General features: G+C 44.7%; 12 protein-coding genes and 3 tRNA genes. 5 read left to right on the plus strand and 10 right to left on the minus strand.

Annotated elements, in window-relative coordinates; translation table 11 throughout:
• Positions 1-4 precede the first annotated feature (4 nt).
• The 5 genes from LU297_RS02455 to LU297_RS02475 all read left to right on the plus strand — a co-directional run bounded on the left by LU297_RS02455 (position 5) and on the right by LU297_RS02475 (position 2,841).
• Positions 5-1,990: a MacB family efflux pump subunit gene (locus LU297_RS02455; RefSeq protein WP_263076834.1), complete on the plus strand. Its 1,986-nt coding sequence runs from the start codon at positions 5-7 to the stop codon at positions 1,988-1,990.
• Between the two features lie 143 nt (positions 1,991-2,133).
• Positions 2,134-2,209 (plus strand) — tRNA-Lys (locus LU297_RS02460).
• Positions 2,210-2,253: 44 nt separating this feature from the next.
• Positions 2,254-2,329: transfer RNA gene (locus LU297_RS02465), tRNA-Lys, on the plus strand.
• Positions 2,330-2,333: 4 nt separating this feature from the next.
• Positions 2,334-2,409, plus strand: a tRNA-Asn gene (locus LU297_RS02470).
• Positions 2,410-2,535: 126 nt separating this feature from the next.
• Positions 2,536-2,841 (plus strand): CopG family transcriptional regulator, encoded by a 306-nt coding sequence (locus tag LU297_RS02475; protein WP_263076835.1) that lies wholly within the window; start codon positions 2,536-2,538, stop codon positions 2,839-2,841.
• A gap of 60 nt (positions 2,842-2,901) precedes the next feature.
• Here the strand turns inward: LU297_RS02475 and sppA are convergent, their stop codons facing one another.
• From sppA to ccoO, 10 genes are all read right to left on the minus strand, one after another.
• Positions 2,902-3,912: a signal peptide peptidase SppA gene (gene sppA / locus LU297_RS02480; protein WP_263076836.1), complete on the minus strand. Its 1,011-nt coding sequence runs from the start codon at positions 3,910-3,912 to the stop codon at positions 2,902-2,904.
• A 207-nt stretch (positions 3,913-4,119) separates the two neighbouring features.
• The gene (locus LU297_RS02485; RefSeq protein WP_263076837.1) at positions 4,120-6,573 is read right to left on the minus strand and encodes a ComEC/Rec2 family competence protein; all 2,454 of its coding nucleotides are present in this window, start codon (positions 6,571-6,573) and stop codon (positions 4,120-4,122) included.
• Positions 6,574-6,650: 77 nt separating this feature from the next.
• Positions 6,651-7,346 (minus strand): 2-C-methyl-D-erythritol 4-phosphate cytidylyltransferase, encoded by a 696-nt coding sequence (ispD, locus tag LU297_RS02490; protein ID WP_263076838.1) that lies wholly within the window; start codon positions 7,344-7,346, stop codon positions 6,651-6,653.
• A 68-nt stretch (positions 7,347-7,414) separates the two neighbouring features.
• Complete coding sequence (locus LU297_RS02495) at positions 7,415-7,801, minus strand: FtsB family cell division protein (RefSeq protein WP_263076839.1); 387 nt, start codon at positions 7,799-7,801, stop codon at positions 7,415-7,417.
• Between the two features lie 14 nt (positions 7,802-7,815).
• Entirely contained in the window at positions 7,816-9,132 is a 1,317-nt protein-coding gene (gene eno / locus LU297_RS02500) for a phosphopyruvate hydratase (protein WP_263076840.1), read from the minus strand.
• A 101-nt stretch (positions 9,133-9,233) separates the two neighbouring features.
• Positions 9,234-10,085, minus strand: coding sequence for a 3-deoxy-8-phosphooctulonate synthase (gene kdsA / locus LU297_RS02505; RefSeq protein WP_263077310.1), 852 nt, complete (start codon positions 10,083-10,085; stop codon positions 9,234-9,236).
• Between the two features lie 199 nt (positions 10,086-10,284).
• Positions 10,285-11,916, minus strand: a complete 1,632-nt coding sequence (gene pyrG / locus LU297_RS02510) for a CTP synthase (RefSeq protein WP_263076841.1) — start codon at positions 11,914-11,916, stop codon at positions 10,285-10,287.
• 160 nt (positions 11,917-12,076) lie between these two features.
• A complete protein-coding gene (gene ccoP / locus LU297_RS02515) occupies positions 12,077-13,144 on the minus strand; it encodes a cytochrome-c oxidase, cbb3-type subunit III (RefSeq protein ID WP_263076842.1) in 1,068 nt (355 codons plus the stop codon).
• Entirely contained in the window at positions 13,141-13,314 is a 174-nt protein-coding gene (locus LU297_RS02520; RefSeq protein WP_263076843.1) for a cbb3-type cytochrome oxidase subunit 3, read from the minus strand. Before LU297_RS02520 ends, ccoP begins: the two co-directional genes overlap by 4 nt.
• Complete coding sequence (ccoO, locus tag LU297_RS02525) at positions 13,314-13,952, minus strand: cytochrome-c oxidase, cbb3-type subunit II (RefSeq protein WP_263076844.1); 639 nt, start codon at positions 13,950-13,952, stop codon at positions 13,314-13,316. Before ccoO ends, LU297_RS02520 begins: the two co-directional genes overlap by 1 nt.
• Positions 13,953-13,959 lie beyond the last annotated feature (7 nt).

Consider the following 13,959-nt stretch of genomic DNA (forward strand, 5'->3'; position numbering starts at 1 on the left):
AGACATGACAAGCATTGTACCCAAAAAACCCTTGATACAGTTAAGCAACCTAACTCGTGATTTTCAGGCAGGCGAAAGCAGTGTGCGGATTTTGCATAGCATTGATTTGACGCTGTATCAAGGCGAAATGGTCGCCATCATCGGTCAGTCAGGTTCTGGCAAATCCACCTTGATGAATATTTTGGGCTGTTTGGATAAAGCCAGCAGCGGTAGCTATCACATCTACGGTCGCCCTGTTGATCACATGGATGCTCAAGAGCTTGCCAAACTTCGCCGTGAGCATTTTGGTTTTATCTTTCAGCGATATCATCTGCTTGGCGACATCAATGCCAAAGACAATGTCATCATTCCAGCCGTCTATGCTGGCATGGATAAAACATACCGAGAACAACGAGCTGGCGACTTGCTAGACAGCTTGGGATTGGGCGACAAACAAAACAATCGCCCAAACCAGCTTTCTGGTGGTCAGCAGCAGCGTGTCTCCATCGCTCGTGCCTTGATGAATGGTGGCGACATCATTTTGGCAGACGAACCCACAGGGGCATTAGACAGTCGTTCTGGCATTGAGGTGATGAATATTTTGCATGGTCTAAAAGAGGCGGGTCACACCATCATTATGGTCACTCACGACCCAAAACTTGCCGCCCAAGCTCAGCGAGTCATTGAGCTAAAAGACGGTCATATCATCGCTGATTATTATACCCAGCATCTGACCGATGACACCAAGCCTGTCACGCTTGCCAACACCACCAAACATGACAACAAGAACACTCTGTTTGGTTTTTTTGACCGTCTCAAAGAAGCGTTTAAGATGTCGATTTATGCCATGAAAGCCCATAAAATGCGAACGCTTTTAACCATGCTGGGTATCATCATTGGCATCGCCTCAGTGGTCTCTGTGGTGGGTCTTGGACAAGGTTCACAACAAAAAATTCTCGCTGACATCAACCAATTAGGCACCAACACCATCACCGTCATTGACGGCTATCCTTTTGGCGACCCACGCCGTCGTTTTGGCTACGACAATCTGACCAATAGTGATGCCCAAGCGGTTGCCGCACAGCCTTATGCCAAAAGCGTCAGCCCACAAGTAGATAGCTCTGTCACCGCTCGCTACAAAAATATCGAGACCACCGCCAGCGTCAATGGCGTGGGCAAAGACTATCTACTGGTTACAGGCGAAAAATTAGCCATGGGGCAAAGCTTTACCGCTCAAAGTATTGATGCCTTAACCCAAGACATCATTCTTGATTATAACGCCTATCAGACTTTTTTTGAGGGCAAAGGCAATCCCATCGGTCAAGTCATTATGGTTGGCAAAGTGCCAGGACAAGTCATTGGTGTGCTTGCCAAAAAGGAAACCAATTTTGGTCGGCAAACCAACACACCTCAGCTTTATATGCCCTACACCAGCGTCATGCGTCGCATCTTGGGGACGAGTTATTTAGATAGATTTGTGGTGCTGATTGATGAAGACACCCCCTCTGATGTTGCCGAAAATGCCATCAAAGAACTGATAACCGCACGGCATGGCACAGATGATTTTAACATCATGAATACCGACTCCATTCGCCAAACTGTGGAGTCCACCACCAAAACCATGACCCTGCTCATCTCATCCATCGCCATCATCTCGCTCATTGTTGGCGGTATTGGTGTGATGAACATCATGCTGGTCTCAGTCACTGAACGCACCAGTGAAATCGGTGTGCGTATGGCGGTCGGTGCTAGACAATCAGACATCATGCAGCAGTTTTTGATAGAAGCGGTGCTGGTGTGTGTCTTAGGTGGGGCATTGGGCGTGGCGACTGCGTTTGGTATTGGTGGTCTCATCAATCATTTTGGCGGTCAAAATTTTGGCGTGGTGTACTCGCCACTATCCATCATCTCTGCTTTTGTTTGCTCCACGCTGATTGGTGTTATTTTTGGATTTTTACCTGCCAAAAATGCTGCTAAACTCAATCCTGTGGACGCTCTTAATCGCAATTAACCCCAAAAAATTGGAATTTTTTACCTAAAAAAAATATTTTTTAAAAAAATTCCAATTTTTTTGCAAAAAACACTTGCAATTAAAAATTATCTGCGTATAATATGCACCACATTAGCGATACAGCTTATGCTGTTTTGATGAATGGGTCGTTAGCTCAGTTGGTAGAGCAGTTGACTTTTAATCAATTGGTCGCAGGTTCGAATCCTGCACGACCCACCATTTATCCTAATGTTTACCGAAGATTAAGCTTCATTGCTTAATACGGGTCGTTAGCTCAGTTGGTAGAGCAGTTGACTTTTAATCAATTGGTCGCAGGTTCGAATCCTGCACGACCCACCACCATTCCCCAATAGCTCAGTCGGTAGAGCATCGGACTGTTAATCCGTGTGTCCCTGGTTCGAGCCCAGGTTGGGGAGCCAAATTCAAAAAAGCCCTTAGTTTTTCTAAGGGCTTTTTTATTTAAGAAATAAACTCGCTAAAATTTGAGCTTATCTGTTTGCCGTGCTATAATTTGTCAAAATACACAAAAATAGGAAGTTAGCACAATGATTCCACCACGCCTAAAAAACAAGATTCTCAATCAACCGCAAACAACCATGCGACCTGTTCATCTACGCTTATCAGAAGAAATCATCGGTCACCTAGAAGATACCGCCAAAGCACATGGTTTTAGTCGCATTCAAGGGTTGATTCGTCTGTACATTCGTCAAGGCTTGGATAAAGATAATTGTAATTATAGCCTTGCAGATGATGTGTTATTCATCGAAAAACTCTGCAAAAAAGGGGTCAGTCGAAAAATCATCGAAGAAGCCCTTAATGATGTCAATAAAGTCTGCGACTTGGACAAATAACTCAAAAAAAAACGCACCGAATTTGGTGCGTTTTTTGTTATTGTATCAACCGCTGATACATCACTGGATTTTTGCTTGTTCTGCTTGGCTAAGGCTTAGCTGCACACCTTGACCCAGTCCTTTGCCAATCTGCACGCCCAATCTATCAAAAATCTGATTCATTGGGTCTTTGTAGGTATAATTCACCTCTGGCAAATCAAGCTGTTTTTTTAGTTGGTGCATGCCACCCAAACGGTCAGCCAGCCCCAAATCAACCGCCTGTCTGCCCGTCCAAATCAATCCGCTAAATAGCTGATTTTCCTCAGGATTTTTTAATTTCTTACCACGACCCTGCTTGACTGAATTGATGAAATCTTGATGAGTGGCATCAAGCAATGCTTGAATGTGTGCTTTTTCTTTTTCTGTCATTGGGCGAGATGAGCTTAAAATATCTTTATACTCGCCTGCTGTCATGGTAACATCACGAACACCGACTTTTTTCATCAACTCTTCGACATTATAGCCAGACATGATGACACCAATCGAACCGACCAAGCTGGACGGATTCGCCCAAATCTCATCAGCGGCTGACGCAATATAATACGCCCCTGACGCACCAATATCCTCTATCACGGCATACAGTTTTTTGTCTGGATTTTCTTTGCGTAAATCCATCATCGCTTCCCAGATTTCATCTGACTGCACAGGGGAACCGCCTGGCGAGTTGATGACCAATGCCACCGATTTGGCGTTAGGATTGTCAAAGGCTTCGCTCAATGCCTCGCTCACCTCAAAAGCACTCACGCCCTCACGAGCATTACCACCAATCACACCATTGACCTCCACGACTGCCAAATGCGGACTGCCCATACCAGCTTTATCAACCGAAGCAGAATCACTGCACGCTCTGGTCAATAGCACCGCCAATATTAGCCACACCGCCAGCGTGATGATTCGCAAAATCACACCCCAACGGCGAGAGGTTTTTTGTTCTTCAATGCTGGCAAGTAGTGTTTTTTCGATGAGTTGCCACTCTCGCCCACCTAAGGCTTGTGGTGGATTTTCTTTATTTGGATTAGGTGGCCACGCCATAATAATTTTCCTTATAAAACAACTTAGATGATTATCCAGTATTGATTCAGCAAGCACACCCAAAAAAAGAATTTAGCCCATCAAATCATCATGATTTTTCTTGAATTTTGACAAAGTCAAGACTTGATACCTCTTAGGGTGCTTGCAGACAACTGTCCGAATATTCTACCTAAAAGCATTTTAGACCACAACCAAAAAATCAGCCCATCAATGTAAAACTTTTTGGGGTTGATATTGCTGTAAAATCTGTTCATTTTCAATCACATAGGGCGATGACAGCCAGATTTTTTGATGATTGGTAAAACCTTCAAAGACCTGATGGGCATCTGGGCATAATCGCTGCCACAACTCCCACGCCATTGGTTTGGCAGCACTCATCATCAGCTGCGTCCCACCAGCTGGCTCTGACAAATCGCTCATTTGCTCCATGTCCATCATCTTTAATGGTTGGTTGGCGATGATTTGCAGTTCACAATCCCATACATTTTCATCATCAATCTGTCGCCAGCCAGTCAAAGCTTGAATCTGCAAACCCTCGCCCTGCCAATGCAAACCTGCAATGCAAGGCTGATGATACACCTCACCTGACTGATGACGACCCGCCTGCCAATAACGATGAATGGCAAACTGTTCGTGCAAAGCGTCCACCATTGGTATGAATAACGGGCTTGCCGTCTGCACAATCACACCATCAAGACGATAAATACCCTGCCGTTTTAGTGCGTGAATCACACCATCAATGTGTCTTTGTCCAAGTTTTTTTGCCCCAAAATCCGCCAAAACCAGCCATCGATACTGATGATTTTGCTGACGGTATTGTAGTAATTTTTGGCTAACCTTAGGGTCGTGGCTGGCTAGATTTTCCAGTACAAATTCATCTTGCCACTCCTGCTGATAAGATAATAATATCATCGCAAGCATGGGCAAAACCAGCATCGATTTGGGTAAAACTTTGGGCAATAAAAGCAAAACCACCATCATCATGGCAAAAACAATGCCCAAAAAACCAAAAGGTGCGTACAGCCAAACCCCTAAGCCACCCAAATGAGTAGATAAACCAATCTCCAACAGCCAATGCAACGCCAACAATAGCCAAAAACTTATTTGCCATAGCATCTGTGCCAATGCTGGCAATAGCACATAAACAAGTCCTGCCAGCAGATTGATTGGCACAATCAATAAGCCAAAAAAACTGATGGCAAATAAATTGACAAACAACCCCCAGATTGACACCTTACCAAACAGCAAGATGGACAACGGCATCATCATCAAAAACAGCCAAAACTGTAATCGACACAATCGCCAAAATTGCCCCAACCAACGCCTTGCCACAGGCTCTTCTTGGGCAAGCATTTCTTCTGCCATCTGATGTCGCATCAAAATCAATACCGCCACAAACGATAGCCAAAATCCAGCCTGCCACACCACAAAGGGGTCTAGCCAAATCATCAGCACCGCCACTGATAATAAAATCGTCACCTGTTTTATAGGCAAAACAAACAATCGAGCCAGCCACATCGCCATCAACATATACACCGTACGCACAGCAGGCACATCAAACCCTGTAAACATTGCATACAGCATACCTGCACCCATCATTATTAACAGACGAATCTGCCAACGGCTGATGGTTTGATAACAATGCGGGCATAAATAATCCATCACTTTGGTTGCAAGCATCGCCAATACCACCGCCAAAAACAATACATGCGTGCCTGAAATCGCCAGCAAATGCGAAATTCCAGCCAGTTGGTATAACTCTTTGGTACTTTTGTCGATTAACGCCCTATCTCCTGTCAAAAGGCTTAAATTGACCGCTTTGACCTGCTGACTTTGCAAATCAAGCGTCTGCCATTCTTGATAGAAATGTTCTCGAAAATGTTGTCTTAATCTTTGTAGTGATAGTGAAATCGACCCATCATCAAAATCCTCAATCTGCCCTACTGACAATAGGCGAGCATTGGCGTGTATGTGCCGAGATTTGAGCCATTTTGTTTGGTCAAAAGCTGCCGATTGTTCAGATAAAGGTGTGATGAGCAGTTGTACCGTAGCGGTCTTGCCAGCGTTGAGCTGCTGCAAATATTGAATACTGTCTTTATCAAAATCACCAAAATTAGGCTGTACACTCATCAGCACTCTGATGCCGTTTAGGTGTGATAAATCGGCTGGGGTATCGATTGGGGCGATGGTATTTTCATCATAAAAAGGATTGGGTAGTTTTAGGCTCTTGCTTGTGCTAACGACGGGTTTTACCTCGCTTAAAGTGGCCACCTGACGATATGCCGTGCCAGCAATCTCATCATAAACGCCATCGCCTATCTCATCAAGATGTACGGTTGCACTCACCAAATATCGCCTGTCAGGACTTTGCGTCTTAAAACTGGCATCAGCACTCATGACACGCACCACAAATAGGCAAATCAGTACGCCATAGCCAACCCATATACCTAGCTTAGCCAGCCGATGTGCGAATTTGTGATGATAATTCAATGATTTGATGCCAATAATGACGACACTCATCATCAAAAAAACCACATTCATCAACAAAAAAGCATCATCATCGGTCAAAAGAGCAATCAACCAATCATCGAACACAACTTCGTCTGACACGCCCAGCACCATGAGCGTCATCGCCATGATACACGCATACAACCAAATCATTGACAACCCTTCCTTGATGAAATGAATATGATAAACATCCTAACAATCATCACTGATACGCAAAACTGATGTTCTATTTAAACATCAAGAAAATAGCGTGCCAATATCGCCTCAATCAACACCAAATCATCGGCGTAGGTTAGTTTCATGTTCATTTTAGACCCTTGAATGATGGCAACTGGCTTGCCCATCTGTTCTAATGCACTGGCTTCATCAGTGATGGATAGATTGTGCTGCTGCACAAAATCAAGCACCTGTTCCAAAACTTGTAGGCGAAACATCTGTGGCGTTAATGCCTGCCATAGATGCTCACGGTCAATGGTGCGAACAATATGATTGTCTTGGGCAAATTTGAGCGTATCCACCACAGGACTTGCCAAAATCACGCCCTGTGCATCGCCAGTATAATGGAGTATGTTTTGCAAATCCTGCATGGGCAGACAGGGTCTGGCAGCATCGTGAATCAATACCCAATCATCATCTTTTGCTCCACGGGCACGAATGGCACGAACCCCAGCCCAAACAGACTGCCATCGCTCACGACCGCCAGTCGTTCGATGAATGCTACTCCAAAATTCTAAGGGTGTCTTGTCAATAAAATCATCGTCAGCCGCCAAAACCAGCGTCAAATCCAGCACATCTGGGGTGTTTAGCCTTGCTACGCTGTGTGCCAAAATGCTTTTGCCCAGCACTTGTTGATACTGTTTGGGTATCTGACCACCAAAACGACTGCCACTCCCTGCCGCCACAATTAAACCATAAATCTGCTGCATAAATTACCATCTTGATTAAAATAGACAAAACGCCAACCTAAGTCAGATTGGCGTTTTGTGATGTTTGGTCATTCAGGGACAAAATCCACACTCTCTACCGTTTCCTCCACCGTTTCGGGCAGCTGCCGAGAATAGACAATGGGTGCATTAGAAAGCTGGATAAAGACTTCGCCTGATTTTATCAGCCCCAAATCCAATCGTGCATGCTCTTCGATGGCGGACAGTCCTGATTTTAAATCATAGATGTCTGCCACCAAAATATCATTGGCATACGATTGTTCTTCGTTGAGCTTTTGCTGTTTATCGACCGCCAATTGCAGTTTTTCCAAATTGGCATGACCGTATTCGCCATACCAATATTGGCGTTGTAGCAAAACCAAGACCACTGTTGCTACGATGATGGCAACCAGATAGCCTTTGTTTGTTTTTAATTCACGAATCACAGTATTTGCCACAACGCATTCCAAAATTAGCCACGCAAGCCGATGAACTCTTCACGCCCACGATAAGCGGCACGCACTTGTTGTTCGATGCGTAGTAGTTGATTATATTTGGCAACACGGTCGCTACGGCATAGCGAACCTGTCTTGATTTGACCTGCTGCTGTACCTACTGCCAAATCTGCAATGGTTGAGTCTTCGGTCTCGCCAGAACGATGGCTGATGACAGTGGCATAGCCATTTTGCTTTGCCAAATAGATGGCGTCTAGGGTTTCTGACAAAGTACCAATTTGGTTAAACTTAATCAAAATGGCATTGGCGATTTGCTTATCAATACCTTCTTGTAGAATTTTTGGATTGGTCACAAACAAATCATCGCCAACCAGCTGTACTTTATTGCCAAGCTGACGAGTCAAATACGCCCAACCTTCCCAGTCGCTCTCATCTAAACCATCTTCGATAGAGATGATTGGATACTGGCGAACCAAATTCGTCAAATAATCACTAAATCCTTGGCTATCAAAGGCTTTGTTGCCCTCGCCTGCCAATACATATTGACCGTTTTTATAAAATTCGCTTGATGCACAGTCCAATGCCAAGAAAATATCCTGACCTGCTTTATAGCCAGCTTTTTCAATGGCTTGCATAATCACCGTGATGGCCTCTTCGTTAGAGCGAAGATTTGGGGCAAAGCCACCCTCATCACCCACCGCAGTATTTAGACCTTGTGATTTTAGGACAGATTTTAGACTGTGAAACACTTCTGTACCAGCACGCAATGCTTCTGAGAACGAAGTAAAACCCACAGGCTCAATCATAAATTCTTGAATATCGACCGTATTGTCTGCGTGTACACCGCCATTTAGGATATTCATCATTGGCACAGGCATTGTCAATGAAGTCTGACCACGCAAGTTGGCAATGTATTGATGCAGTGGCAATGATTGCAGCTGAGCCGCTGCACGAGCTGCCGCCAATGAAACAGCAAGCATTGCATTTGCACCCAAATTGCCCTTATTTTCGCTGCCATCAAGCTCGATTAGGATATTGTCAATCTCTTGTTGCTGAGTCACATCTTTATCAAGCAATGCACTGCGAATTTGGCTATTGGCATTAGCAACTGCTTTTTTGACACCTTTGCCCAAATAGCGACTTTGGTCACCATCACGCAATTCTAAGGCTTCACGAGAACCTGTCGATGCACCAGATGGAGCGGCAGCACGACCGCAAATACCATTTGCCAAAATAACATCGGCTTCAATGGTTGGATTGCCACGAGAGTCCAAAATTTCTCGTGCAACGATGTCTTTAATCTCAACCGCAGTTTCATGATGTTCAGCGTACATATTCTATCCTTTTTTGACGATTAAAATACCAAGTAAACCACTTGGCTTGTTAAAAACAGTCCTATTATAACATATTTCATGCCAGACATTCAAAGTTTGGCTTAGTGTGTATCCAGTACAGCAAAACCCTTAACCAAATCATCAAGCTGTTTTAACTGGGTCAAGAATGGTTCAAGCTGGTCAAGGCGTAACGCACAAGGACCATCACATTTTGCCTTGTCAGGGTCTGGGTGAGCTTCCAAGAATAAGCCTGCCAACCCTGTCGCCATGCCTGCACGAGCCAAAGTCGTGATTTGGGCTCGTCTACCACCAGCACTGTCGCTTCTTGCACCTGGTTCTTGCAAGGCGTGCGTGACATCAAAAAATACTGGCACATTCATTGCTTTCATCGTATCAAAGCCCAACATATCCACAACCAGATTATTGTAGCCAAATGCCGAGCCACGCTCACACAAAATCACTTGGTCATTGCCAGCTTCTAGACATTTATTGATGATGTGACGCATTTCATGTGGTGCCAAAAATTGAGCTTTTTTGACATTGATGACCGCACCTGTGCGAGCGATGGCACTAACCAAGTCGGTTTGTCTGGATAAAAAAGCTGGAATTTGTAGCACATCAGCCACTTTGGCAACGGGTGCAGCTTGATATGGCTCATGCACATCGGTGATGATTGGCACATGATAAGTTTCTTTAATATCATTTAGCCAAGTCAATCCCGTTTCTAGGCTTGGGCCACGAAACGAATGCAAACTTGAACGGTTTGCTTTATCAAAACTTGCCTTAAACACATAGCCTATGCCCAAACGCTGACAAATATCAATGTAGCGTTCAGCAATCTCAAAAGCCAATTCTCGACTTTCAAGAACATTCATACCGCCAAACAAAACAAAGGGTTTGTCATTAGCAATCTCAATGCCTGCGACATTAACCACCGATTTGGCAACAGTCATCGCTTGTGTCATCGCTGTCTTCCTATAAATTTAAATGAAATAAGTTGATGGCTATTATAACGCTTATTATGGTAAAAATACATGAAAATTACCGTCAAAATTTATAAAAATTGTTCGCATTCAGCCAGCATTTGGCAAGCCTTGCATCAAATAAAAAAGCGACGGCATGACACCATCGCTTTTTGGCGGCTGATTTGATTTATTTAGCCTGTCTGTCCATTGCCGCTCGGATAAAGCTGTTGAACAATGGGTGTCCGCCTCGTGGCGAACTGGTAAATTCTGGGTGATATTGCACCGCCACAAACCAAGGGTGTGTGTCAATCTCTACCGCCTCAACCAAATGTTGCTTGGCAGAATAGCCAGAAATCTTCATGCCAGCCGCTTCTAACGCCTCGATATAACGATTGTTCATCTCATAGCGATGGCGATGGCGTTCGGTAATGTTGGTTGCTCCGTAGATTTTTGCCAAACGAGAACCTGCCACCAGTTCAGCTTCCTGAGCCCCAAGTCGCATTGTACCACCCAAATCCGAATCATCAGAACGCAGCTGCAATTCGCCTTTTTCATCAAACCATTCGGTAATCAAACCGATGATTGGCTCGGCAGTTTTGCGATCAAACTCGGTAGAGTTGGCAGACAGACCCAGCACATTGCGAGCGTATTCGATGACGGCAAGCTGCATGCCCAGACAGATACCCAAGTACGGCACGCCATTTTCACGAGCATGGCGAATGGCTTTCATCTTGCCCAAAGTACCTCGTTCGCCAAATCCACCTGGCACCAAAATAGCATCTGCTTTGGCAACCTGTGCCAGCAAAGTATCATCGGTTTCTAGTTTTTCGGCATCGATATAGTCAATGACCACTTTGGTTTTATTTTGGATACCTGCATGCAACAAGGCTTCATTGACTGATTTATAGGCATCAGGCAATTCGACATATTTGCCAACCATGGCAACAACAATCTCGCCTTTTGAATTAAACAAATCGTCAAGTACCTTATCCCAATCTGACAAATCTGCCTCAGGAGCAGTAATGCCAAATCGCTCACAAATCAAATCGTCCAAATCTTGTTCATAGAATCGGCGTGGAATCTGATAAATACTTCTGGCATCTTCACATAAGATGACCGCACGAGCCTCAACATTGGTGAATAAAGCAATTTTTTGGCGATTGTCTTCTGAAATTGGCTGTTCTGAACGACAAATCAACACATCAGGTTGCAATCCAATAGAACGCAATTCTTTGACCGAATGCTGAGTTGGTTTGGTTTTTGATTCGCCAGCAGAAGCAATATAAGGCACTAAGGTTAAGTGCATTAACATGGCGCGATTACGACCCAGCTCCACTTGTAGCTGACGCACCGCCTCCATGAATGGCAGGCTTTCGATGTCGCCAACCGTACCACCAATCTCAATGATGGCAATATCATAGCCTTCGCCACTGGCAAGGATTTTGTGCTTGATTTCGTCAGTGATGTGCGGAATCACTTGTACTGTACCGCCCAAATAATCGCCACGGCGTTCTTTGGCAAGTACCGTTTGATAGATGCGACCACTGGTAAAGTTATTCGCCTTGCTCATCTTAGAGCGGCGTAAGAATCGCTCATAATAACCCAAATCCAAGTCCGTCTCCGCACCATCTTCGGTCACGAACACTTCCCCGTGTTGGAATGGGCTCATTGTGCCAGGGTCAACATTGATATAAGGATCCATTTTGGTCATGGTGACTTTAAGACCACGAGCCTCCAAAACGGCTGCTAAGGACGCGGCAGCGATGCCTTTACCTAGTGAGGACACCACGCCGCCAGTTACAAAGATAAACTTAGTCATAATCATTCATCGGTTACTGGTAAAATAGAATTTTACTAAAATCTGCACAAAAAATATAGTGGGTAACTAAAAAAAATTGTATCGCAACACCAGGTTACCCAAAGAACATCAAATCTCCATAAAAAAGAGCCGCTGACTGCGACTCTTTTTTGTGGGCTGATTATTGTTCAGCATTTTGAGACAAGGAGCGAACATACGCTGCAAGTAGCATGACGCGTTCGTTGCCCAGTTTGGTTTGCCATTCAGGCATCACACCAGAACGACCGTGACGAATGGTGGTTTGGATAGTATCTCTATCGCCACCAAATAGCCAGATGTCATCGGTTAGATTTGGTGCAACACCAACCTGACCTTTGCCCTCAGAACCGTGACATACCACGCAAGTGCCGTCAAAGATGGCCTTACCTTGTGCAACTTTGGCAGCATCAAGTTCATAGCCTTGCTGATTACCAGAAAGATTTAGCACATATTCAGCCGCTGCACGAACGCCAGCTTCGTTTAGCTTATTGGTTTTTGCGTCTGGCATCGCACCTTGACGACCGTTATGAATGGTCAGTAGAATATTTTCTGCTTCACCACCATACAGCCAATCGTTGTCCGTCAAGTCAGGATAGCCTGTTGCACCTTTGGCGTTTGTGCCGTGACACAACGCACAGTTTTGTAGGAACAGACGGTTACCGATTTTTTGAGCTTCTGGGTCGGCAGCCAATTTATCAACAAACGGTGCAAGCAGTTTGACTTGGTCATCAATTTTGGCTTGCAATTCTGCATTCTCTTCACCAGATTTGCGTTGTGATTGCAGTTCATTTAATTTTGCCAAGATGGCGGTTGCTTCGCTAGCACCTGCATTTGACAAAATATTTTGCTCAAAGTTTTCAGTAAAAACTTTATTGTTTGCTTGTAGTTGGCTGTTTAGCTCATTTGCCGAAGTCCAAGGCACTTGTTCGCCATCGACTTCAACTGTTGTGACACCTTTCCAAGCATTTGGTTGGATTGCAGGGAATAGCACAAAATAGCCCAAACCCCAAATCAGCGTACCAAAGAAAATCACCAACCACCATTTTGGCAATGGCTTGTCGTATTCTTTGATACCATCGTAACTATGTCCAGTCGTCTCATCTTCATCTAGGACTGGCTTGGATTTTAGCGTCCACATCAATACGCCAAAGATAAATAACCAACAGGCGAGTGACAAGACAGTAATCCAAGAACTCCAAAAAAAGCTCATTGTGTATCCTTAGTGCGTTGATGAGCAGAAAAATCTGAATCATCTAACGCAAGTTGTGCATCTTCTTCAAAGCGTTTTTTATTTTTTGGGGAATATGCCCACCAAGCGATGCCGATAAAAGCAATGAATGCTGCCACGGTCGCAATACTATGTAAAACGCCCCAATTCATTAGCGTTGACCTTGCATTGCAATACCCAGTTGTTGTAGGTATGCAACCAATGCATCTAGTTCTGTCGCACCTTGCACTTGGTCAGGAGCGGCTTCGATGTCCGCCTCAGTATATGGCAAGCCAAAACGCTCTTTGAACACACGCATTTTTTGTTGAACCTTCTCACCATTAACTTCATTGGTTGCCAGCCATGGATAAGACGGCATCACAGAGTCAGGTACAACCGAGCGAGGATTGATTAGATGGTCAATGTGCCATTGGTCAGAATAACGACCGCCCACACGAGCAAGGTCAGGACCTGTACGCTTTGAACCCCATAAGAATGGGTGGTCCCAAGATGATTCTGCGGCACGGCTGTAAGGTCCATAACGCTCCACCTCAGCACGAAGTGGGCGAACCATCTGTGTATGGCATACATGGCAGCCTTCACGAATGTAAATATCACGACCTTCTAGCTCTAACGCCGTCCAAGGACGCATGTTTGGCAAAGGCTTATTCACACCACCTTCTTCGGCAACAGTTTCATCATAAATCAATGGTACAATTTCAACCAAAGTTGCAAAACTGATGGCAATGACGATAAAGATAACAAGTAAACCTGTGTTTTTCTCTACAATTTCATGCGAAAATTTTGACATCGTTTAC

This window comes from Moraxella nasicaprae (assembly GCF_025643275.1).
Classification (GTDB): Bacteria; Pseudomonadota; Gammaproteobacteria; order Pseudomonadales; family Moraxellaceae; genus Moraxella; species Moraxella nasicaprae.

What these genes read in the sequence shown, in the direction of transcription:
- LU297_RS02455 (WP_263076834.1), top strand. Translation starts at nt 5, where the DNA reads ATGACAAGCATTGTACCCAAAAAACCCTTGATACAGTTAAGCAACCTA.
- LU297_RS02475 (WP_263076835.1), top strand. Translation starts at nt 2,536, where the DNA reads ATGATTCCACCACGCCTAAAAAACAAGATTCTCAATCAACCGCAAACA.
- sppA (WP_263076836.1), bottom strand. Translation starts at nt 3,912, where the DNA reads ATGGCGTGGCCACCTAATCCAAATAAAGAAAATCCACCACAAGCCTTA.
- LU297_RS02485 (WP_263076837.1), bottom strand. Translation starts at nt 6,573, where the DNA reads ATGATTTGGTTGTATGCGTGTATCATGGCGATGACGCTCATGGTGCTG.
- ispD (WP_263076838.1), bottom strand. Translation starts at nt 7,346, where the DNA reads ATGCAGCAGATTTATGGTTTAATTGTGGCGGCAGGGAGTGGCAGTCGT.
- eno (WP_263076840.1), bottom strand. Translation starts at nt 9,132, where the DNA reads ATGTACGCTGAACATCATGAAACTGCGGTTGAGATTAAAGACATCGTT.
- kdsA (WP_263077310.1), bottom strand. Translation starts at nt 10,085, where the DNA reads ATGACTGTTGCCAAATCGGTGGTTAATGTCGCAGGCATTGAGATTGCT.
- pyrG (WP_263076841.1), bottom strand. Translation starts at nt 11,916, where the DNA reads ATGACTAAGTTTATCTTTGTAACTGGCGGCGTGGTGTCCTCACTAGGT.
- ccoP (WP_263076842.1), bottom strand. Translation starts at nt 13,144, where the DNA reads ATGAGCTTTTTTTGGAGTTCTTGGATTACTGTCTTGTCACTCGCCTGT.
- LU297_RS02520 (WP_263076843.1), bottom strand. Translation starts at nt 13,314, where the DNA reads ATGAATTGGGGCGTTTTACATAGTATTGCGACCGTGGCAGCATTCATT.
- ccoO (WP_263076844.1), bottom strand. Translation starts at nt 13,952, where the DNA reads ATGTCAAAATTTTCGCATGAAATTGTAGAGAAAAACACAGGTTTACTT.